Origin of the sequence: Luteibacter sp. RCC_6_2, from assembly GCF_041360655.1 — a bacterium.
Lineage (GTDB): Bacteria > Pseudomonadota > Gammaproteobacteria > Xanthomonadales > Rhodanobacteraceae > Luteibacter.
This window is the reverse complement of sequence record NZ_JBFUPQ010000007.1, coordinates 150,221-171,519: the sequence shown is the minus strand read 5'-3', so window position 1 is coordinate 171,519 and position 21,299 is coordinate 150,221. Positions and strand designations below refer to the sequence as shown.

The window sequence follows — 21,299 nt, the reverse complement described above, 5'->3', positions numbered from 1 at the left end:
ATGCGCGGAACGTGTTCCAAGACGTTCCCGCGTTTCCCCCGGTCACCGATGGAGTCGTAACCGATGTTGAAGAAAATCCTGCCGGCGCTACTGGCTGGCGCATTCGCCATGACGGCTTGCGCGGCCGATGACGAAAAGGCCGCCCGCGACGCGGTCGAGGCCCTCGGTCCGGGCATCAAGGTCGACAGCATCGCCCCGGCGCCGATGCCGGGCTTTTATCAGGTGATCGCCTCCGGCCGCATGGTCTACGTGACCGCCGACGGCCGCTACATGATCAACGGCAACCTTATCGACCTGAAGGCCAAGACCGATCTCAGCGCGGCCAGCTGGGCGGGCTTGCGCAAGGCCGAACTGGCCAAGCTGCCGGCGTCGCAGCGGCTGGTATACGCGCCGGCGAATCCGAAGCACACGGTCACGGTGTTCACGGACGTGGATTGCGGTTTCTGCCGCCAGCTTCACGCCCATATCGACGAATTCAACAAGCAGGGCATCGCCGTCGAGTACGTGTTCTGGCCGCGGGAAGGCGTCAAGACCACCGCCGGCAACGACACGCCCTCGTATACCAAGGCGGTGTCGGTGTGGTGCAGCGCCGATCGCAAGAATGCCTTCAACGAGGCGATGAAGGGCGCCACGCCGAAGGCGGCCAGTTGCGCCAACCCGGTGAAGGACGAGTTCGAACTCGGCGAGCGCCTGGGTGTGAACGGCACCCCCACCATCGTCACCGAGAACGGCGACGTGGTCGGTGGCTACGTCACCCCGGCCCAGTTGCTGCAGGCGCTCAGCGCCCCTCCGGGCAGCGCTGCCCGCCGCGGCGGCTGACCAGGGCGGCCGACCAGGGCGCCCCCACCCCAGGGGCACCCAATGTTGCCGCGCAACATCATGTAGAATAGGCGTTTTCCTGCTGCGCCTATTCCCCCGCATGATCGCACTCGACGGGCAGAGCGCCCTCTCGCCTTTTCGCCTCGAACGACTGAACGCCCACCTGGATGCCCTGCATCACGGGACGCGGGTGCAGGCCGCCTGGTTCACGTATTTCGTCGACGCCGACGTGCCGCCGGAAGGCGAGGCGCGCGCGCGCCTGCTCGCGGTCCTGGAGGCGAAGAACACCGCGCCCGATGACGCCACCTTCTGGGTGGTGCCGCGGCTGGGCACGATTTCGCCCTGGTCCAGCAAGGCCACCGACATCCTCCACGGTGCGGGATTCGACGTGCGCCGCGTGGAGCGTGGCACCGCCTGGCGGGTCACCGGCATGCCCGAGGCCGGCGTGCCGGCCCATGCCGCCGTGATGGCCGCGTTCTGCGATCCGATGGTGCAATCGCCGCTGGACCAGCTGAGCCAGGCCGCGGGCCTGTTCCTTGCCGGCGAGCCGGGTCCGCTCGGTCGCGTGGAGCTGGGCGACGACGCACGTGCCGCGCTGTCCGCCGCCAACAAGGAGCTGGGCCTGGCGCTCGCGGACGACGAGATCGACTACCTCGCCGAGCGCTACGCCGAGATGGGCCGTGCGCCCACCGACGCCGAGTTGATGATGTTCGCGCAGGCGAATTCGGAGCACTGCCGGCACAAGGTGTTCAACGCCACCTGGACGCTGGACGGCGCGACGCAGGAATCGTCGCTGTTCGGCATGATCAAGAACACGCACCAGAAGTCGCCGGCGCATACGTTGTCCGCGTACCACGACAACGCGGCCGTGATCGAAGGCTACGAAGGCCATCGCCTGTTCGTCAGCCCGGAAGACGGCGTGTTCCGTACCGTGGCCGAGGCCGCTCCGTACGCCATCAAGGTCGAGACGCATAACCATCCCACGGCCATCGCGCCGTGGCCGGGCGCCGCCACCGGTGCCGGCGGCGAGATCCGCGACGAGGGCGCGACCGGCCGTGGCGGCAAGCCGAAGGCCGGCCTCACCGGCTTCTCGGTGTCGCACCTGCGTATTCCGGGGCTGCCGCGTCCGTGGGAAAAGGAGCGTCCGCTGCCGCCGCGCATGGCTTCCGCGTTCGAGATCATGCGTGACGGCCCGCTCGGCGCCGCCGCGTTCAACAACGAATTCGGCCGGCCCGCCCTCGGCGGTTACTTCCGTACCTTCGAGCAGGAAACCGGCGAGAAGGGCGTGCGCCGTGGATACGACAAGCCGATCATGATCGCCGGCGGCCTCGCCGCGATCCGCCCCGACCACGTGCAGAAGCGCAAGGTCCGTCCGGGCGACAAGGTGATCGTGCTCGGCGGGCCGGCCATGCTCATCGGCCTCGGTGGCGGCGCCGCGTCGTCGGTGGCGTCCGGCACCTCGAGCGCCGAACTCGATTTCGCTTCCGTGCAGCGCGACAACGCCGAGATGGAACGCCGTTGCCAGCAGGTGATCGACGCCTGCTGGGCGCGCGGTGACCGCAACCCCATCGTGAGCATCCACGACGTGGGTGCGGGTGGCGTGTCCAACGCCATCCCCGAGATCCTCAACGATGCCGGCGTCGGCGGTGTCATCGACCTGTCGAAGCTGCCTTGCGACGATCCCACGCTGTCGCCGATGCAGGTGTGGAGCAACGAGTCGCAGGAACGCTACGTGCTCGCCATCGGCGTCGAGGACATCGAGCTGTTCGAGGCCTTCTGCGCCCGCGAACGCTGTCCGTTCGCCGTCGTCGGCGAAGCGACGGAAGAGCCACGCCTCATCGTGCGCGACACGCGCCGCGACATCGACGTGATCGACCTGCGCATGGACGTCCTGTTCGGCAAGCCGCCGCGCATGCACCGTGACGCGGTGCGCGTGAAGCCGCGCGTCGACCTCGTCGCCGACCTGACCGGCATCGGCATGGACGAGGCGCTGATGCGTGTCCTGCGCCTGCCGGCCGTGGGTAGCAAGAATTTCCTGATCACTATCGGCGACCGCACCGTGGGCGGCCTGAACGCACGCGACCCGATGGTCGGCCCGTGGCAGGTGCCGGTCGCCGACGTCGCGGTGACCATGACCGACTTCGAAGGTTATACCGGCGAAGCCATGGCCATGGCCGAGCGTGCGCCCGTGGCGCTGCTGTCCAGTGCCGATGCCGCGCGCATGGCCGTGGGCGAGGCGATCACCAACCTCGCCGCCGCTTCCATCAAGATGGACGAAGTGCGCCTGTCCGCGAACTGGATGGCCGCCGTGAACCATCCGGGTGAGGATGCCGCCCTGTTCGACGCCGTGAAGGCCGTCGGCATGGAGCTGTGCCCGTCGCTCGATATCTCCATTCCGGTGGGCAAGGATTCGCTCTCCATGCAGACCGTCTGGACGGACGGCAACGGCAAGGCCCAGAAAACCGTGTCGCCCGTGTCGCTGGTGATCACCGGCTTCGCCCGCGTCGACGACGTGCGGCGCACGCTCACGCCGCAGCTGAAACTCGATCGTGGCGATACCGACCTGTGGTTGATCGACCTCGGCGCCGGACGTGACCGCCTCGGCGGCTCGGCGCTCACCCAGGTGTTCAACCGCGGCGGCGGCGTGCCGCCGGATCTCGACGATCCCAAGCGCCTGCGCGCGATGTTCGAGCTGATCCAGGAAGCCAACCAGGCCGGCCTGCTGCTGGCCTACCACGACCGTTCCGACGGCGGCGCCATCGTGACGCTGCTCGAAATGGCTTTCGCCGGTCATTGCGGCCTCGAACTGCGACTCGACGGCTGGGCCGACGCGACGCTGCGCGCCCTGTTCAACGAGGAACTCGGTGCCGTGGTGCAGGTGGCCGTGGCCAACCGCGAGGCCTTCGAGCAGTTGCTGGTCAAGCACAACCTCGCCGGCATGACCCACAACGTGGGCCGGCCCAAGGACAAGCTCGGCATCAAACTGCACCTCAACGGCGAGCCGGCGTTCAAGTGGAACTGGACCGAGCTCTTTCGTGCCTGGAACGAAACCAGCTACGCCATGCAGCGCTTGCGCGACAACCCGCACAGCGCGGACCAGGAAAGCGAGTGGCGGCTCGACGATGCCGATCCGGGCATCACGCCGAAGCTGGTGTTCGATCCCGCCGACGACATCGCCGCGCCGTACATCGCGACGGGCGTGCGCCCGCGCGTGGCGATCCTGCGCGAGCAGGGCGTCAATGGCCAGGTGGAAATGGCGGCGGCGTTCAGCCGCGCCGGCTTCGACGCCGTGGACGTCCATATGACCGACCTCGCCAGCGGCCGCCATCACCTCAAGGATTTCGTCGGCCTCGCCGCCTGCGGCGGATTCTCCTACGGCGACGTGCTCGGCGCCGGCCGTGGCTGGGCCACCTCCATCCTCTACAACGACGCGCTGCGCGAACAGTTCGCCCGCTTCTTCGAAGACGGTTCCCGGTTCGCCCTCGGCGTCTGCAACGGCTGCCAGATGATGTCCGGCCTCAAGGACATCATCCCTGACGCCAAGCACTGGCCGCAGTTCCTGCGTAACCAGTCCGAGCAGTACGAGGCGCGTGTCGCCACGCTGGAGATCCTCGACTCGGGCAGCATCTTCTTCCGTGGCATGGCCGGATCGCGCATTCCCGTCGCGGTGGCGCACGGCGAAGGCCGCGTGCACTTCCCCAACGTGTGCAGCCCCTCCAAGAGCCATGCCGCGGCGCGCTTCGTCGACAACCGCGGCAAGCCGACCGAAAGCTATCCGCTCAATCCGAACGGCTCGCCGGGTGGCCTGGCCGCGTTCACCGCCGGCGACGGCCGCATCACCATCATGATGCCGCACCCCGAGCGCGTGTTCCGCAGCGCCCAGCTCAGCTGGCACCCGGAGCAGTGGGGCGAGGATTCGCCGTGGATGCGGATGTTCCGCAACGCACGGGTATGGGTGGGTTGAGGACAGGGATCGACCGGTGAACAGCCCCCGCCTCACCAGCATCGTCATCGTGCTCGCGGATAGCGGCCCGTTCACGCGCGAGTGTGTCGAGCACGCGCTCGCCAGCGACGTGCCGGTCGAGATCATCGTCGTCGACAACGGTTCCAACGACGGCGTGCCCGAGTCGCTCGATCGCGCCTACGCCGACGACGAGCGCGTGCGGGTGGTGTACAACCGGGCCAACCTCGGTTTCGGTCCGGCGGTGAACCGCGGTGCCGCCCAGGCACGCGGCGACCACCTGCTGGTGCTCAATCCGGATTGCCTCGTCGAGCCCGACACGATTTCCCGCATGGCCGCGCATGTCGACGTCCACACGGGCATCGTCGGCGCGGTCGTGTGCGATAGCGAAGGCCGGCCCGATCCGGCCTCGCGGCGGCGCGACCCCTTGCTGCGCCGGTCCCTCGCGACCAAGCTGGGACGGGGCGGTGACGCGGGCATCGACATCGCCGGGCCGTGGCCCGACGGCGCCGAAGAGGTCGAGATCGTTTCGGGCGCGATCATCCTCATGCCGCGCCAGGTGTTCGAACGCCTGAACGGGTTCGACGAAACCTTCTTCCTGCACTGCGAGGACATGGATCTCTGCCGCCGTGCGCGCGATGCGGGCTACAAGGTGCTGCTGGCCGGCGACGTCCGCGTGTTGCACGGCAAGGGTGGCTCGAGCCGGCACCGGCCCGTCTTCGTCAGCCGGCACAAGCACCGCAGCATGTACCTGTGGTTCCGCCGTCACGATCCCGCCGCGCGTAACCCGCTCGTGCGCGCCCTCGTGTGGACGGGTATCCAAGCCCATTTCCTCGTCAAGATTCCCGGCCAGCTCCTGCGGAAGCGCCGATGAGCGGGACGGTGCGTGGTGGTGGCCTCGCCACCCTCGGCCTGCTCGCGGTCACGGCGATCTGGGGTTCCACCTTCGTCCTGATCAAGGACGTCGTGGGCCGGATGTCCGTGGTCGATTTCCTCGCGGTGCGCTTCGTCATCGCCGCGGTGACGATGCTGCTGTTGTTCGCGGTGCCGCTGCGAAGGCTAGGTCGCAAACAGTGCATGCGTGGCTTCGGCCTGGGCCTGCTCTACGGCGTCGCGCAATGGTTGCAGACCGAAGGACTGGCGCGCACGTCACCCAGTGTGAGCGGCTTCGTCACGGGCATGTACGTGGTGATCACGCCGATCCTGGCCTTGCTGCTGTTCCGGCAGCGCATGCCGTGGAGCACCTGGATCGCCGTGGTGCTCGCGACCGTGGGCCTGGGCGTGCTGGCGTTGAATGGCTTCGACGTGGATACGGGCGTGCTGCTCACGCTGGCTTCGGCGGCGCTGTACGCCTTGCACATCGTCGGGCTGGGCCATTGGTCGAAGCCGGGCGATGCATTCGGCATGTCCGCGATCCAGATGGCCGGCATCGCCACGGTCTGCCTGGCGATCACCTTGCCGCACGGCGGACCGGCCATGCCGCCGGACGCCAAGGCGTGGATCGCCGTGCTCTACATGGCCCTGGTCGCCGGCGCGCTGGCGATGCTCGTGCAGACCTGGGCCCAGGCGCACATGCCGGCCACGCGGGCCGCGATCGTGATGACGACCGAGCCGGTGTTCGCGGCCGGCTTCGCGGTGTTGCTGGGAGTCGACGCGCTCACCGTGCGCATGCTCGGCGGCGGTGCGCTCGTGCTGGCGGCGATGTACATGGTGGAACTCGCGCCGCGCTTCCGCCGGAAGAAACCGGCGGAAGCGTTGCATCACGAAGTGTGAGCCCGCCGCGGGGTTACTTCGTGGCCTTGTCCACCGAGAACTTGTAGATCATGAGGTTCCGGTAGGTCTTGCCCGGCTCCAGCCGCGCCGAGCCGAATTCCGGGCGGTTCGGCGTGTCGGGGAACAGCTGCGGCTCCAGCGCGAAGGCGTCGCCCTGGCGATAGACGCCGCCCGACTTGCCCGACGTGGTCGCGTCGAGGAAATTGCCCGAGTAGAACTGCAGGCCCGGTTGCGCCGACCACAGGGAAAGCACGCGTCCGCTCTTCGGATCGCTGACCCGCGCCACCTCACGTGGCTGCGCTGCTTCCTTGCGCGAAACCACCCAGTTGTGGTCGTAGCCGCGGCCGAACACCAGTTGTTGTTCCTTCGCGTCGCGGATGTCGCGGCCGATCGGCTTCGCCTTGCGGAAATCGAAGTCGCTGCCGGCCACGTTGCGTATTTCGCCCGTGGGGATGGCGGTGGCATCGGTCGGCAGGTAAGCGTCGGCGGCGATCATCAACTTCTGGTCCATGACGCTGCCCGAACCTTCGCCGGCGAGGTTCCAGTAGGCATGGTTGGTGACGTTGACGATGGTCGGTGCGTCGGTCGTGGCGGTGTACTCGATGGTGAGTTCGTTCTTGTCGTCGATCGAGTACGTCGCGGTGGTGGTGAGCTTGCCGGGATAGCCCTGGTCGCCATCGGGGCTGACGTAGGTGAGGGTGACGCTGGGCCGGGCGCCGGACTCCACCTTGTCGACGGTCCAGACGACCTTGTCGAAGCCGAGCTTGCCACCATGCAGCGAGTTCGGGCCGTCGTTGACCGGCACCGTGTACTGCTTGCCATCCAGGGTGAAGCGCCCCTTGGCGATGCGGTTGGCATAGCGGCCCACGGTGTCGCCGAAGTACTGCGGCTTGGCGAAGGTTCCCTTGATGTCCGGATAACCGAGCACGATGTCGCCGGGCTTGCCATTGCGGTCGGGCACCTCCAATGCATAGAGCGCGGCGCCCAGCGACAGGATCTTCGCCGTCATGCCGTGGCCGTTGGTGAGCGTGACCAGCGTCACGTCCGTGCCGTCCGGCGTGCTGCCGAACGATGCCTTCGTGGCTTCGCCGGCCATCGCGGCGGCGGTGGTGGTGGCCAGCAGGATGGCGCTGGCCAGGCTCGTTACGAACTTCATCGCACGTCCACTCCCTTCGAGAAAGTCCGGCGACGAAACCACATTAGTCCGACAAATGACAAGCTGCGCCGCGTCATCGCCGCGCCGCCGGGTGCGGATACGATGTGCGCCGGTCAGCACACCGGGAAGGGGCCATGGCACTGAAGGCGGCAAGCGCGCGGAACCTGCACGCGCAGGTGATCGAGGATATCGGCGGCTCGATCGTGGGCGGCGTGTTGCAACCCGGGGATGCCTTGCCTGGCGAATCGCAGCTGGCCGGGCAGATGGAGGTCAGCCGTACGGTGCTACGCGAGGCACTGAAGGTGCTGGCGTCCAAGGGGTTGATCGAGACGCGCCAGAAGACGGGCATGCGCGTGCGCGACCCGCGTCACTGGAACCACCTCGATGCCGACGTGCTCGCCTGGCGTTGCGCCACGATGCCGACCGATGATTTCGTCGAGAAACTGGTGGAAATGCGCGAAATCATCGAACCGGCGGCGGTGATGGCGGCGGCGCGGCGGCGCGACCCGGATCAATTGGAGACGATCGCCGAGGCCCTCGAAGCCATGGAAGAGGCGGAAGACCTGGATGCCTGGGCCGAGGCCGACCTGCGTTTCCACGAAGCGGTGCTCGCGGCGACGAACAACGAGTTGTTGAGCTCGTTGTTCGCCGTGATCGAGACCGCCCTGGCCACCTTCTTCGTGATGTCCGCGCGTAACGCGAAGAACTTCAAATACTCGTTGCCGCAGCACCGGGCGGTGTACGAAGCCATCCGCCGCCGCCGTCCGAACGAGGCCGCGGCGGCCATGCACTCGATGATCGCGGACTCGCGGGCGAACATGCGCAAGGGCCGTCGCGGGTAGCGGGGGCCTCAGCAGCAGCGCCCGCCCGTGCCGCGATACCTCGCTTCCTGGCGTTCCCGGAAGAACTCGCCGTAGCTGGGCACGGCGCGCTCCGGGTGATGCTCACGCAGGTGTTTCACGTACACGTCGTAGTCGGGCACGCCGCAGCAGAGGCGGGCGGTCTGGACCGCCCACTTCCACAGCGAGCGAGGTGCCGTTCGTGCATCGAGGTTCATGGTGTCGTCCTCAGGGAGCCACGCTGGACAGCGCGACGTAGGGTTCCTCGTGCGCGGTCGGATGGTTGGCGCGCCAGGCGCGGGCGATGGCGCGAAGCGAGAAGAACAGCATGGTCAACACCAGCAGCATGAACAAGGCGGTGAGTGCCATGTCCACGCGGTTGTTGGTGACGATCCGCTGCATTTCGTCCATCGTCTTGGCCGGTGCGAGCAGCTTCCCGCTGGCCATCGCATCGGCGTACTTCTGCGCCGCCGCGGTGAAGCTGATCTTGGCGTCGAAGATCTTCTGCCAACCGGCGGTCAGCGTGCAGATCACCAGCCATGCGGCCGGCACGGCGGGTATCAGCACGAAACGCTCGCGCTTGAGTTTCACCGTGACCACGGTCGCGAGCATCAGCGCGATCGCCGCCAGCATCTGGTTGGCGATGCCGAACAGGGGCCACAGCGTGTTGATGCCACCCAGAGGATCGACCGCGCCCTGGTAAAGGAAATATCCCCACAGGCCCACGCAGATCACCGTGGCGACGACGTTGCCGAGCCAGGATTCGGTCTGCTTCAGGGGCGCCCATGCCATGCCGGCCAGCTCCTGGATCATGAAGCGGCCCACGCGTGTGCCGGCGTCGACGGTGGTGAGGATGAACAAGGCTTCGAAGAGGATGGCGTAGTGGTACCACAGGGCCATCATGCCCTCGCCGGGCATGATCCCGTGGAGCAGCTGCGCCATGCCCACCGCGAGCGTCGGTGCGCCGCCCGCACGGCCGAGGATGGTGCTTTCACCGATGTTCTTCGCCGTCTCGGTGAGTTCGGCCGGCGTGACCAGGAAGCCCCAGGTGCTGATCGTCTGCGCGGCCTGCTCGGCTGTGGTGCCGACCAGGGCGCCGGGGGAGTTCATGGCGAAGTAGACGCCCGGATGCAGCGAGGCCGCCGCGATGAGCGCCATGATGGCGACGAAGGCTTCCATCAGCATGCCGCCGTAGCCGACGATGCGTGCCTCCCCCTCGTTGGCCAGTAGCTTCGGTGTGGTGCCCGAGGCGATGATGGAATGCCAGCCCGATACCGCGCCGCAGGCGATGGTGATGAACAGGAACGGGAAGAGGTTGCCCGAGAACACCGGGCCCGTGCCGTCGATGAACTTCGTGACCGCGGGCATCTGCAGCGTCGGCGCCGCGAGGAAGATGGCCAGGGCGAGCAGCACGATCGTGCCGATCTTGAGGAAGGTGGACAGGTAGTCGCGCGGCGCGAGCAGCAACCATACCGGCAGCACCGAGGCGAAGAAGCCGTAGCCGATCAACAGCCAGGCCAGGCCTTTCGCGTCGAAGTCGAACAGCACGGACAGGGCCGGCGTGTCGGCGACGGTCTTGCCGTACCAGATCGAGGCGAGCAGCAGGACGAGGCCGATGATCGAGACCTCGAGGATGCGCCCCGGCCTGATGTAGCGTAGGTACAGGCCCATCAGCAGCGCGATGGGGATCGTCGCGGCGACGGTGAAGGTGCCCCAGGGGCTGTGTGTCAGCGCCTTGACCACGACCAGCGCCAGCACCGCCAGCACGATCATCATCAGTACCAGCACGCCGACCATGGCGATGACGCCCGGGACTTCGCCCAGCTCTTCACGCAGCATGTGGCCGAGCGAACGACCGTCGCGCCGCAGCGAGAGGCCGAGGATCATGAAATCCTGCACGGCGCCGGCGAAGACCACGCCTACCAGGATCCACAACGTGCCAGGCAGATAGCCCATCTGCGCGGCGAGCACGGGGCCGACCAGGGGACCCGCGCCGGCGATGGCGGCGAAATGGTGCCCGAACACCACCCACTTGTCGGTCGGCACGTAGTCGAGGCCGTCGTTGCGCAGGACCGCTGGCGTGGCGCGCGAGGGGTCGAGCTGGAGCAGCCGGGTGGCGATCAGCCGGCTGTAGAAGCGGTAGCCGATGAGGAATACGGCCACCGACGCGGTGACCAGCCAGATGGCATTGATGGGCTCGCCGCGCCGGAGGGCGACGACACCGAGGCACCAGGCGCCGACGATGGCGATGGCGGTCCACAGGATCTTGCCCGCGGGACTGGGTTTGGGAATGGCGCTTTGCATGTCGTGCTCCCCTTGCGGATGCGACAAGGGTCGTCCTGCCCGCCTTGGGGGTCAATCTCCACGGGGCGTTTGGCGTATTAGCCATTGGTCGAATGGTCAAGGAGGCCCGGTGCGTGCCGCGTGGACCCAAAAGGCTTGAGCCGGGCGCGTTCCGGCGCCATGCTGCGGGTATCCCCACTCCCCAGGGAAAAACCCGTGATTCGCGAGATCCTCAAGATGGGTGACGAGCGCCTGCTGCGCATCGCGCCTCCCGTTCCTCCCGGGATGATCGGCTCGGCCGAACTCGAGGCCCTCATCCAGGACATGTTCGACACCATGCACGACGCGGGTGGCGTCGGCCTGGCCGCGCCGCAGATCGGCGTCGACCTGCAACTGGTGATCTTCGGTTTCGACAGCAGTGAGCGCTACCCCGATGCGCCGCCGGTGCCGCAGACCATCCTGCTCAACCCGGTGATCACGCCTCTTTCGCAGGACATGGAAGAGGCCTGGGAGGGTTGCCTGTCGGTGCCGGGACTGCGCGGCGCCGTGAACCGCTATTCGTTGATCCGCTACCAGGGCGTCGACCCGAACGGAGCGCCGATCGACCGTACCGCCGAAGGATTCCACGCCCGCGTGGTGCAGCACGAGTGCGATCACCTGATCGGCCGCCTGTATCCGTCGCGCATCACCGACTTCACGAAGTTCGGCTACACCGAGGTGCTGTTCCCCGGCATGGATATAGGGGACGACTGAGATTTTCCGGAGTTACTCGGCGTCCGCGAGTGCTTCGATGATGACCAGCAAGGCCTTGCGGCGCTCTTTCGGCAGGCGGCTGACGAGACCCACCAGTCGCAATTGTTCGCGAGAATCCGCACGGTAAAGGGCGGGACTTTCGCGCACGCCGGTGGCGCCGTTCGGAGAACCGCGGCCGGTGGCCAGCCATTCGAAATTGACGCCGAACCGCGTCGCCATGTCGATCTGGCGCTCCAGTTCCGGCAAGCCCAGGTCGCTGAGCCATTTGCGAGCCGTTTCCCGGCTGACGTCGAAAAGGTCGGCGAGCTGGGTGATGCGGCCGCGGCCTTTCTTCACGCCGGCCATGTCCAGCGCGACATGCAGGCGTTGGGAAAAACCTCGGTTGATAGGTGGCATGACAACTCCGGTGGAACGCTGTGGCGCTTCTAGCCCGGTATTGTTCGATAGCGCGGAGCGGCAGCGTAAGCCTTTTGCAGTTGCTGAATCGTACAATTTGCGACTGCTTTTGGTTTTGCTACTCAAATACGGAACAAGTTGACCGATTTTCTCATTTCATCGGCCGCTCGATGTGCTAGGTCGGCAAAGTCGGGACCGGCGCTAGCGTAGAGGATGGCGCGCGAGGAGGAAATCATCAGGCCTGTTCCGTCGGCTGTCTTGCCGTTAACCATCACCGCTTTCACGTCGCCGCCCTGGGCACCGATGCCCGGCACCAGCAGCGGCATGTCGCCGACTACCCGGCGGACGCGGCCCAACTCTTCCGGCCAGGTCGCCCCGGTGACCAGCGCGCAGTTGCCGTTTCCGTTCCAGTCGCGGGCGATGGTCTCGGCCACGCGGATGTAGAGCGGCTCGCCACCACAGTCGAGTGCCTGGAAATCCTTGCCGCCCGGATTGGACGTGCGGCACAGCAGGATCACGCCCTTGTCGGCGCGCTCCAGGAACGGGGCGATGGAGTCGTGGCCGAGATAAGGGTTCAGCGTGACCGCGTCGGCGTCGTAGCGTTCGAAGGCCTCCGCCGCGTAGTGTTTGGCCGTCGAGCCGATGTCGCCGCGCTTGGCGTCGAGGATCACCGGGATGCCCGGATGCTTGTCGTGGATGTGGGCGATCAGCCGCTCCAGGACGCCTTCCGCGCGTTGCGCGGCGAAGTGGGCGATCTGCGGTTTATAGGCGCAGACCAGGCCGGCGGTGGCGTCGACGATGTCGCGGCAGAAGGTGAAGATGCCTTCGTTGCCCGAGAGCCCGGCGGGCAGGCGGCCCGGCTCGGGATCGAGGCCGACGCAGACGAGGGAATCGTTGCGACGCCAGGCGTCTTTCAGGGCGTTGGAGAAGTTCATGAGCGGCACCGCCTGTGGGTTGGACCGGGTCGAGCGGGGTCGCGGCCGAGGCCGCTTCCCACCCTGGGCTTATCGCGGCCGAGGCCGCTTCCCACCCGAAGGTGGGTAGCGCTGCTACTGCTGGTGGGAAGCGGCCTCGGCCGCGATCGGCCTCGCGTCAGACCAGCTTCTTGTACTTCACGCGCTTCGGACCGGCATCGTCGCCCATGCGGCGCTTCTTGTCGGCCTCGTACTCGTTGTAGTTGCCCGGGAAGAACTCGACGTGCGAATCGCCTTCGAACGAGATGATGTGCGTGGCGATGCGGTCGAGGAACCAGCGGTCATGCGAGATGACCACCGCGCAACCGGGGAATTCGAGCAGGGCGTCTTCCAGCGCGCGCAGCGTCTCGACGTCGAGATCGTTGGACGGTTCGTCGAGCAGCAGCACGTTGCCGCCCTGGAGCAGGGTCTTGGCCATGTGCAGGCGGCCACGCTCACCGCCGGACAACTGGCCGACGATCTTCTGCTGGTCGGTGCCCTTGAAGTTGAAGCGGCCGATATAGGCACGCGACTGGATCTCGAAGTTGCCGATGGTGAGGATGTCCGAACCGCCCGAGACCTCCTGCCACACGTTGTTCTTCGGATCGAGGGCGTCGCGCGACTGGTCGACGTAGGCGAGCTTGACCGTGTGGCCCAGCTTCACCTCGCCGCTGTCCGGCGTTTCCTTGCCCATGATCATCTTCATCATGGTCGACTTGCCGGCGCCGTTCGGGCCGATCACGCCGACGATGGCGCCCGGCGGGATCTTGAACGAGAGGTCCTCGATCAGCACGCGGTCACCGAACGACTTCGTGACGTTCTTGAACTCGATCACTTCCTGGCCCAGGCGCTCGCCCGGCGGAATGAAGATCTCGTTGGTTTCGTTGCGGCGCTGGTACTCGACCGAGTTCAGCTCCTCGAAGCGGTTGAGACGGGCCTTGCCCTTCGACTGGCGGCCCTTCGCCGCCGAGCGCACCCACTCCAGTTCCTTCTTGATCGCCTTCTGGCGCGACTTTTCCTGGTTGGCTTCCTGCGCGAGACGCTGGTCTTTCTGCTCCAGCCACTCGGTGTAGTTGCCCTTCCAGGGAATGCCGCGGCCGCGATCGAGTTCGAGGATCCATTCGGCGGCGTTGTCGAGGAAGTAGCGGTCATGGGTGACGGCCACCACGGTGCCGGGGTAGTCGTGCAGGAAGGTTTCCAGCCAATCGACCGATTCGGCGTCCAGATGGTTGGTCGGCTCGTCGAGCAGGAGCATGTCCGGCTTGGACAGCAGCAGGCGGCAGAGCGCCACGCGGCGCTTCTCACCGCCGGACAGGGGGCCGATCTTCGCGTCCCACGGCGGCAGGCGCAGCGCGTCGGCCGCGACTTCGAGCTGGCGCTCGAGGGCATGGGCGTCGTTGGCGGCCAGGATGCCTTCCAGGGCCTCCTGCTCCTTGGCCAGCTTGTCGAAATCGGCGCCTTCCTCGGCGTAGGCCGCGTAGACCTCCTCGAGGCGCTTCTGCGCGTCGAGGACTTCGGAGACGCCTTCCTCGACCGCTTCGCGAACGGTCTTGTTCGGATCGAGATCCGGTTCCTGGGCGAGATAGCCGATCTTGGTGCCTGGATTGGCGCGCGCCTCACCCTGGAAGTCGGTATCGACGCCGGCCATGATCCGCAGGACCGTGGACTTGCCCGCGCCGTTGATGCCCAGCAGGCCGATCTTGGCGCCGGGGAAGAACGACAGTGAGATGTCCTTGATGATCTGGCGCTTCGGGGGGACGATCTTGCTCACCCCGTTCATGGTGTAGATGTATTGCATGGACGCTCCGTAAGGCACAGCCGCGCCCCCGGCTGGATGCCGGGTGGGCAAACCCCAATTGTACCGCGTCCGGCCGGCCCATGCCCCGTGCCGGACGGGTCCGTGCGCCGAGCCCTTCAGTAACCTCGCTTGTAGCGCATCGTGTCGCGGATGAGCCGCACGTTCGGCAGGCTGTAGGCCTTGCATGGGACCGTGGGGTCCACCCGATACATGATCGTGTCGCACGTGGAGAAGGGTCCGGTAAAGCGGCGTTCCGCGTGGTCGTGCGACGCGCCCATCGTATGGCCGATCTCGTGCGCGGGCACGACGATGCTTCCCGCGATACTCGCCATCGCGAGCGAGCCGGGCTGGTGATCCGCGATACCGGCCGCCCGCGGCTCCACCTCCCTTCCTTTCACGAGCAGGATGCTGCGAATGGACCGGATGCCTGCCGAGGTGGGCAGGTGGGGATCGGTGTATTCCCGGACGGCGCGGGCCCAATGGAACAAGGCCCCCTTGTAGCCGTACGAGGGATCGGTAAGGCCCGGAATCGTCCTGCGCAGGTGGACATGGACCTTGCGGTCTTCCAGTACGTCGAATTCCATGCGCTTGACCCACCACGCGAAGAATCGTTCGAAGACGGCGTCATCGTCGAGCACCACGTCGTCGTGGACGAAGGCGAGAACATGGAGGTCCCGCGATTCCCCTTCGTCCGCGACGGGGTCGGCGGAAAGTTCGTCCGGATCGCGAGGCGGTTCCTCGTCGAGCGCATCGGATTCGGATGCCGGCAGGCCGGCGAGCGGCGTATGGACCTCGATGGGGAGCTCGTGCCCGCTAGTGAATGCGGTGGTGTGCATTACCTGGCCATCGATCGACGAGATGCGCAAGCTGTCTCCACGGCGGACAGCCACGGCGTCGTCACCGCGAAAACGTACGTCGTACAGTTCCGCCGCGGCTCCGTCGGAAAACGTCGCGCGGCTGGCCAGGCGCGTCCGTATGGTGAGTTCTCCCGCCGGGGACGTTGTCCCGGGGGACGAACCCAGGGCCGGGGGCTGTCCGGTCGCGATGGTTGCCGGCAGCCCGCCGGCCAGCACCGCGTCGAAGCGCGCCACCGTGTCCGGGCCTAGTGGGTTACTTGAGGCCGCGAGTGTGGAGGCACTGGCGAAAGCCAGGGCGAGGCAAGACCGGCGCAGCCGGCCACGATCCATGATTTTCATGAGGCATTCCTTTGGCTTGGATGGTTCAGGAGACGCGCCCGTGTCGGGGGATGGCGCGTCGGACAAGCGTAATTCCCGGGACTGTGACCCGCTACGCAGAAAAAGACCGGCGCGACCAAGGCCTACGCCATTTGCCGGCATGCGCCCGCGCATGGCCCGGGCAGTGGCCGCAAACGCCCGCTACCGCTACACTTTCGGTCTTCTTTCCCCACCCGTTCCCATGAGGTCGAGATGTTCCCGAAGGATGCAACGATCGCCGGCTACGACGACGAACTCGCCAAGGCCATCGCCGACGAGACCCGTCGCCAGGAAGATCACGTCGAGTTGATCGCCTCGGAGAACTACGCCAGTCCGCGCGTGATGGAAGCCCAGGGCTCCTCGCTGACCAACAAGTACGCCGAGGGATATCCCGGCAAGCGTTACTACGGTGGCTGCGAATACGTCGACATCGCCGAGAAGCTGGCCATCGACCGCCTGAAGAAGCTGTTCGGCGCCGACTACGCGAATGTCCAGCCGCACTCCGGTTCGCAGGCCAACCAGGCGGTGTACTTCGCGCTGCTGCAGCCGGGCGACACCATCCTGGGCATGAGCCTCGCCCACGGCGGCCATCTCACCCACGGCGCCAAGGTCAACCTCTCGGGCAAGATCTTCAACGCCGTGCAGTACGGCATCGATCCGGACACGGGCCTGGTGAACTACGACGAGATCGAGAACCTCGCCGTCGAGCACAAGCCGAAGATGATCGTCGCCGGATTCTCCGCGTATTCGCAGGTGCTCGACTGGGCGCGCTTCCGCGCCATCGCCGACAAGGTCGGTGCCTACCTGTTCGTGGACATGGCGCACGTCGCCGGCCTCGTGGCCACGGGTGCCTATCCGAACCCGATCGACCATGCGCACGTGGTCACGTCCACCACGCACAAGACCCTGCGCGGCCCGCGCGGCGGCATCATCATCGCCAAGGGCCTTGGCGAGGAACTGGAAAAGAAGCTGCAATCCATCGTCTTCCCGGGCATCCAGGGCGGACCGCTGATGCACGTCATCGCGGCCAAGGCCGTGGCCTTCAAGGAAGCGCTGGAACCCGCCTTCACGGAATACCAGGCGCAGGTGGTCAAGAACGCCAAGGCGATGGCGAAGACCTTCATGGACCGCGGCTACAAGATCGTTTCCGGTGGCACGGAAAACCACCTCATGCTGATCGACCTGATCGGCCGCGACGTCACCGGCAAGGACGCAGAAGCCGCGCTCGGCAAGGCGCACATCACGGTGAACAAGAACGCGGTGCCGAACGATCCGCGTTCGCCCTTCGTCACCTCGGGGCTGCGCGTGGGCACGCCCGCGATCACCACCCGCGGTTACAAGGAAGCCGACGCCATCGAGCTGACCCAGTGGATCTGCGACGTGCTCGATGCGCCGGCCGACGCCGCCGTCATCGCCTCGGTGCGCGACAAGGTCACCGCGCAGTGCGCCCGGTTCCCGGTGTACGGCTGATCGATGCACTGTCCGTTCTGCCAGCATGAAGACACGCGCGTCATCGACTCCCGTCTCACCGAAGACGGGAGCACGGTGCGCCGCCGTCGCGAATGCCCGCAGTGCGGTGAGCGCTTCAATACCTTCGAGACGGCCGAGCTGAAATTGCCGGCCATCGTGAAGTCGGGCGACCGGCGCGAGCCTTTCGACGAACACAAGCTGCGGGTCAGCTTCGAGCGCGCCTTGCAGAAGCGCCCGGTCGCCAGCGACGCGGTCGATACCGCGATGCGCGCGGTGATCAACGACCTGCGCCGCATGGGCGAACGCGAAGTCCCCTCGCGCCAGGTCGGTGAACTGGTGATGCGCGAGTTGAAGAAGCTCGACCAGGTGGCCTACGTGCGTTTCGCCTCGGTCTACCGGCGTTTCGAAGACGTCCACGCCTTCCGCGAGGAGATCGAGAAGCTGGAACGTGATCTGCCATCGCTCGAAGGCCTGCAACTGCCGCTGCTCGACGCGGCGCGGCGAGGGCGCAAGCCCTGATGTCGCGGCCGTTCTTCCCGGCCATGGACCATGTCCACATGGCCCATGCCCTGCGTCTGGCCGAGCGCGGATTGCACACCACCCAGCCCAATCCCCGGGTCGGCTGCGTCATCGCGCGCGGCGAGTCGGTGCTCGGTACCGGATGGCATCAACGGGCTGGTGAGCCGCACGCGGAAGTCTTGGCGTTGCGCGAAGCGGGTGAAGCCGCCCGGGGCGCCACCGCTTACGTCACCCTGGAACCCTGTGCGCATTTTGGCCGTACGCCACCATGCGCCGATGCCTTGATCGCCGCGGGCGTCGGACGTGTGGTGATCGCGCACGAAGACCCCTTCGACAAGGTCGCGGGCGCGGGCATCGAGAAGCTTCGCGCCGCCGGCATCGGCGTGCAGGTGGGCCTCATGCGCGACGCCGCGCACGAGATCAACATCGGCTTCTTCAGCCGCATCCAGCGCGGGCGACCCTGGGTACGCGTCAAACTGGCGATGAGTCTCGACGGTCGCACCGCGCTCGCCGATGGTTCGTCGAAGTGGATCACGGGCGATGCCGCGCGAGCCGACGTCCAGCGCTGGCGTGCCCGCGCCTCGGCGATCCTTTCCGCCAGCGGAACGGTGCTCGCCGATGACCCCCACCTCACCGTGCGCCTGCCCGGCGACGAACGTTTCGTGCCGCCACTGCGTGCGATCCTCGATACGCGGCTGCGCACGCCGGCGGGCGCCCATGTCCTAGACGACGCGGCACCGACGGTGCTGTTCCACGCGGAAAATGCCTTCGTGCCCGCGCACCTCGCCGGTGTCCAGCGGGCCGTCATCCGCGAGGATGGCGGCGGCCTCGACCTGCGCGCCGCGCTCCATTGGCTCGCCCAGCGCGATGCCAACGAGGTGCACGTGGAAGCCGGACCGGTGTTGTGTGGTGCATTGCTCGCGGCCGGTCTCGCCGACGAACTGCTGGTCTATATCGCGCCCGTCCTGCTCGGCCATACGGCACGGCCGATGCTGACCCTGCCTCCGCTGGACGACATGGCATCACGCTGGAAGCTCGACGCCATCGACCGTCGCCAGGTCGGTGACGACACCCGTCTCCGGCTGCGCCCCACCGTCCAGCGGCGGTCCACCGAGGTGGACCGATAGCCGTGCCGCCGCTGACGCACGTTCGCTGGGGCATCGTCGGTTGCGGCGCCGTCGCCGAGGTGAAAAGCGGCCCCGCCTTCTCGAAAGTACCGGATTCGTCGCTGGTGGCCGTCATGCGTCGCGATGCCGGCAAGGCGCGCGATTACGCGGAACGGCACGGCGTGCCGCGCTGGTACGACGATGCGCGCGCCTTGATCGCGGATGCGGAGGTCGACGCGGTCTATGTCGCCACGCCACCTTCCAGCCACCGCGAGTACGCCTTGATGGCGATCGCGGCCGGCAAGCCGGTGTACGTCGAGAAGCCGATGGCTGTCGATCACGCCGAGTGCGAGGACATCATCGCGGCGGGCGAAGCGGTGGGCGTGCCGGTGTTCGTCGCGTACTACCGTCGCATGCTTCCGCGCTTCCGCACCATCGCCCGCCTGCTTGGCGAGGGTGCCATCGGTACGCCACGCATCGTCCAGGTCCTGCTCCACCAGCCGCTGGACCCACGCTATCGCGATCGGGCCAACCTGCCGTGGCGGTTGCGTCCGGAGATCTCCGGCGGTGGCATCTTCGTCGATATCGGGTGTCATACGCTGGATATCCTCGATTTCCTGCTCGGGCCCATCGTCGACGCGCGTGGCATGACGTCCAACCAGATGGACGTCTATCCGGCCGAGGACACCGTGGCGATGGCGTTCCGTTTCGAGAGCGGCGTGCTCGGCACCGGCCTGTGGAACTTCGGCGCCGACCGGCGCGAGGATCGCGTGGAGATCGTCGGCGACCGCGGCCGGCTGGTCTTCGCCACCTTTGGCGACGATCCGATCCGGCTCGAATCCGACGGGCGTGTCGAGGACATCCGCATCGCCAATCCCGAACATATCCAGCAACCGCTGATCGAGAGCATCGTGGCGGAGCTGACAGGGCGAGGCACGTGTCCGTCGACGGCACGCACCGGTGCGCGCACCAGCTGGGTGATGGACCAGGTGCTGCGAGGCTAGCCTGGTGGGAGCCGGCTTTGCCGGCGATCCCGCGGCAGCGGGCCAGGTCGAGGCAAGCACCCATCGCCGCTGAAGCGGCTCCCACAACAGCATCGGGTAGGCCGGGTAGGAGCAGACCGGTAGGAACAGGCCTGTGGGAGCCGGCTTTGCCGGCGATCCCGCGGCAGCGGGCCAGGTCGAGGCGAGCACCCATCGCCGCTGAAGCGGCTTCCCACCAGGTCGGGTTCCATGGGCAGGCGTTCCAAGGGGCTTCGAGCCCTTCGGTTGTCATTGGGCCGTGCAGCCCCATGTTATTCTTCGTCGGCTGGGGTCCCCTGGGACACCGGCTTCCATAGCGTCTTCAGGGCGGGGCGAAACTCCCCACCGGCGGTGGGTTTCCGCGAGGAAACGAGCCCGCGAGCGCTCCCGGTCCACCGGGAGGTCAGCAGATCCGGTCAGATGCCGGAGCCGACGGTCACAGTCCGGATGAAAGAAGACGGCGTCGTGCGCTCCTCGCCGAGCGCACATCGCCATGCGCCTTGGGGCGTTTTTCGCTCACCACCGCGGGAAACGTTTCATGAAAACCCAGCTACGCACCGTCGCCTCCTTCCAGGGAGGCCACTGACATGTTCACCGGCATCATCCAGGCCGTCGGCCGCATCGCACGGCTGGAGCCGCGTGGCGGTGACGTCCGCCTCACGGTCGATACCTCCGGACTCGACATGGCCGACGTCGCCCTCGGCGACAGCATCGCCGTCTCCGGCGTCTGCCTCACCGTGATCGATTTCGACGCGGCCAGCTTCGCCGCCGATGTCTCCAATGAAACCCTTTCCCACACCACGCTCGGCAAGCACAAGGCCGGCGACCCGGTGAACCTGGAGAAAGCGCTCCGCCTTGCCGACCGTCTCGGTGGCCACCTCGTCTCCGGCCATGTCGACGGCACGGGCAAGGTGGTGTCGGTGCTGCCCGACGGACGATCGCAGCGCTGGACGTTCGAGGTTCCCGCCGATCTGGCGCGCTACATCGCCCACAAGGGCTCGGTGTGCATCGACGGCACGAGCCTCACGGTGAACGAAGTCGCCGGCAACCGGTTCGGGGTCAACCTTATCCCCCATACGGTGGCACATACGGCTTTCTCGGCACGCCGTCCCGGCGACGCCGTGAACATCGAGGTGGACGTGGTCGCCCGGTATGTCGAACGCCTGCTTTCCAGCGGCGACAGCCCGCGCCTCGACGAGGCCTTCCTGAAGCAGCATGGCTTCGCCTGAGGGAACCC

18 protein-coding genes and 1 riboswitch are annotated in these 21,299 nt (G+C 66.9%); of the genes, 11 read left to right on the top strand and 7 right to left on the bottom strand.

The genetic code is table 11. The features are described from left to right. Positions 1–63 precede the first annotated feature (63 nt). From AB6730_RS09905 to AB6730_RS09890, 4 genes are all read left to right on the top strand, one after another. Complete coding sequence (locus tag AB6730_RS09905; RefSeq protein ID WP_371023444.1) at positions 64–819, top strand: DsbC family protein; 756 nt, start codon at positions 64–66, stop codon at positions 817–819. Positions 820–919: 100 nt separating this feature from the next. Continuing rightward, on the top strand, positions 920–4,783 hold the full coding sequence (gene purL / locus AB6730_RS09900) for a phosphoribosylformylglycinamidine synthase (RefSeq protein ID WP_371023443.1): 3,864 nt from the start codon (positions 920–922) through the stop codon (positions 4,781–4,783). Positions 4,784–4,799: 16 nt separating this feature from the next. After that, positions 4,800–5,654, top strand: coding sequence for a glycosyltransferase family 2 protein (locus tag AB6730_RS09895; protein WP_371023442.1), 855 nt, complete (start codon positions 4,800–4,802; stop codon positions 5,652–5,654). Further along, positions 5,651–6,553, top strand: a complete 903-nt coding sequence (locus tag AB6730_RS09890; protein WP_371023441.1) for a DMT family transporter — start codon at positions 5,651–5,653, stop codon at positions 6,551–6,553. The genes AB6730_RS09895 and AB6730_RS09890 overlap by 4 nt, the downstream gene beginning before the upstream one ends. A gap of 13 nt (positions 6,554–6,566) precedes the next feature. Here AB6730_RS09890 and AB6730_RS09885 read toward each other — a convergent pair whose 3' ends face one another. Beyond that, complete coding sequence (locus tag AB6730_RS09885) at positions 6,567–7,709, bottom strand: aldose epimerase family protein (RefSeq protein WP_371023440.1); 1,143 nt, start codon at positions 7,707–7,709, stop codon at positions 6,567–6,569. 134 nt (positions 7,710–7,843) lie between these two features. Here AB6730_RS09885 and AB6730_RS09880 point away from each other — a divergent pair, with 134 nt between their 5' ends. Further along, the gene (locus AB6730_RS09880) at positions 7,844–8,551 is read left to right on the top strand and encodes a FadR/GntR family transcriptional regulator (protein ID WP_371023439.1); all 708 of its coding nucleotides are present in this window, start codon (positions 7,844–7,846) and stop codon (positions 8,549–8,551) included. An 8-nt stretch (positions 8,552–8,559) separates the two neighbouring features. On the opposite strand, the gene AB6730_RS09875 is transcribed toward AB6730_RS09880, so the two are convergent. After that, on the bottom strand, positions 8,560–8,766 hold the full coding sequence (locus tag AB6730_RS09875) for a YbdD/YjiX family protein (protein ID WP_306849668.1): 207 nt from the start codon (positions 8,764–8,766) through the stop codon (positions 8,560–8,562). A gap of 10 nt (positions 8,767–8,776) precedes the next feature. Continuing rightward, positions 8,777–10,852 carry a carbon starvation CstA family protein gene (locus AB6730_RS09870; protein WP_371023438.1) on the bottom strand — a complete coding sequence of 692 codons (2,076 nt, stop codon included), beginning with the start codon at positions 10,850–10,852 and terminating at the stop codon, positions 8,777–8,779. 195 nt (positions 10,853–11,047) lie between these two features. Here AB6730_RS09870 and def point away from each other — a divergent pair, with 195 nt between their 5' ends. Next, positions 11,048–11,584 carry a peptide deformylase gene (def, locus tag AB6730_RS09865; RefSeq protein WP_371023437.1) on the top strand — a complete coding sequence of 179 codons (537 nt, stop codon included), beginning with the start codon at positions 11,048–11,050 and terminating at the stop codon, positions 11,582–11,584. 12 nt (positions 11,585–11,596) lie between these two features. Here def and AB6730_RS09860 read toward each other — a convergent pair whose 3' ends face one another. The 4 genes from AB6730_RS09860 to AB6730_RS09845 all read right to left on the bottom strand — a co-directional run bounded on the left by AB6730_RS09860 (position 11,597) and on the right by AB6730_RS09845 (position 15,927). Beyond that, complete coding sequence (locus AB6730_RS09860) at positions 11,597–11,980, bottom strand: hypothetical protein (RefSeq protein WP_029213475.1); 384 nt, start codon at positions 11,978–11,980, stop codon at positions 11,597–11,599. A 122-nt stretch (positions 11,981–12,102) separates the two neighbouring features. Continuing rightward, complete coding sequence (pyrF, locus tag AB6730_RS09855) at positions 12,103–12,915, bottom strand: orotidine-5'-phosphate decarboxylase (protein WP_371023436.1); 813 nt, start codon at positions 12,913–12,915, stop codon at positions 12,103–12,105. A gap of 157 nt (positions 12,916–13,072) precedes the next feature. Continuing rightward, positions 13,073–14,731, bottom strand: a complete 1,659-nt coding sequence (gene ettA / locus AB6730_RS09850; protein ID WP_306849679.1) for an energy-dependent translational throttle protein EttA — start codon at positions 14,729–14,731, stop codon at positions 13,073–13,075. Between the two features lie 116 nt (positions 14,732–14,847). Then, positions 14,848–15,927, bottom strand: a complete 1,080-nt coding sequence (locus tag AB6730_RS09845; RefSeq protein ID WP_371023435.1) for a hypothetical protein — start codon at positions 15,925–15,927, stop codon at positions 14,848–14,850. Between the two features lie 231 nt (positions 15,928–16,158). On the opposite strand from AB6730_RS09845, the gene glyA reads away from it, so the two are divergent. The 5 genes from glyA (at position 16,159) to AB6730_RS09820 (ending at position 21,291) form a co-directional block, all read left to right on the top strand. Continuing rightward, positions 16,159–17,415, top strand: coding sequence for a serine hydroxymethyltransferase (gene glyA / locus AB6730_RS09840; protein WP_371023434.1), 1,257 nt, complete (start codon positions 16,159–16,161; stop codon positions 17,413–17,415). A 3-nt stretch (positions 17,416–17,418) separates the two neighbouring features. Continuing rightward, positions 17,419–17,934 (top strand): transcriptional regulator NrdR, encoded by a 516-nt coding sequence (gene nrdR / locus AB6730_RS09835; protein ID WP_306849690.1) that lies wholly within the window; start codon positions 17,419–17,421, stop codon positions 17,932–17,934. 38 nt (positions 17,935–17,972) lie between these two features. After that, a complete protein-coding gene (gene ribD, locus AB6730_RS09830; protein ID WP_371023433.1) occupies positions 17,973–19,061 on the top strand; it encodes a bifunctional diaminohydroxyphosphoribosylaminopyrimidine deaminase/5-amino-6-(5-phosphoribosylamino)uracil reductase RibD in 1,089 nt (362 codons plus the stop codon). Next, entirely contained in the window at positions 19,058–20,044 is a 987-nt protein-coding gene (locus AB6730_RS09825; RefSeq protein ID WP_371023506.1) for a Gfo/Idh/MocA family protein, read from the top strand. The genes ribD and AB6730_RS09825 overlap by 4 nt, the downstream gene beginning before the upstream one ends. Before the next feature lie 332 nt (positions 20,045–20,376). Further along, positions 20,377–20,525: riboswitch (FMN riboswitch) on the top strand. A 124-nt stretch (positions 20,526–20,649) separates the two neighbouring features. Beyond that, entirely contained in the window at positions 20,650–21,291 is a 642-nt protein-coding gene (locus tag AB6730_RS09820; protein ID WP_371023432.1) for a riboflavin synthase, read from the top strand. Positions 21,292–21,299 lie beyond the last annotated feature (8 nt).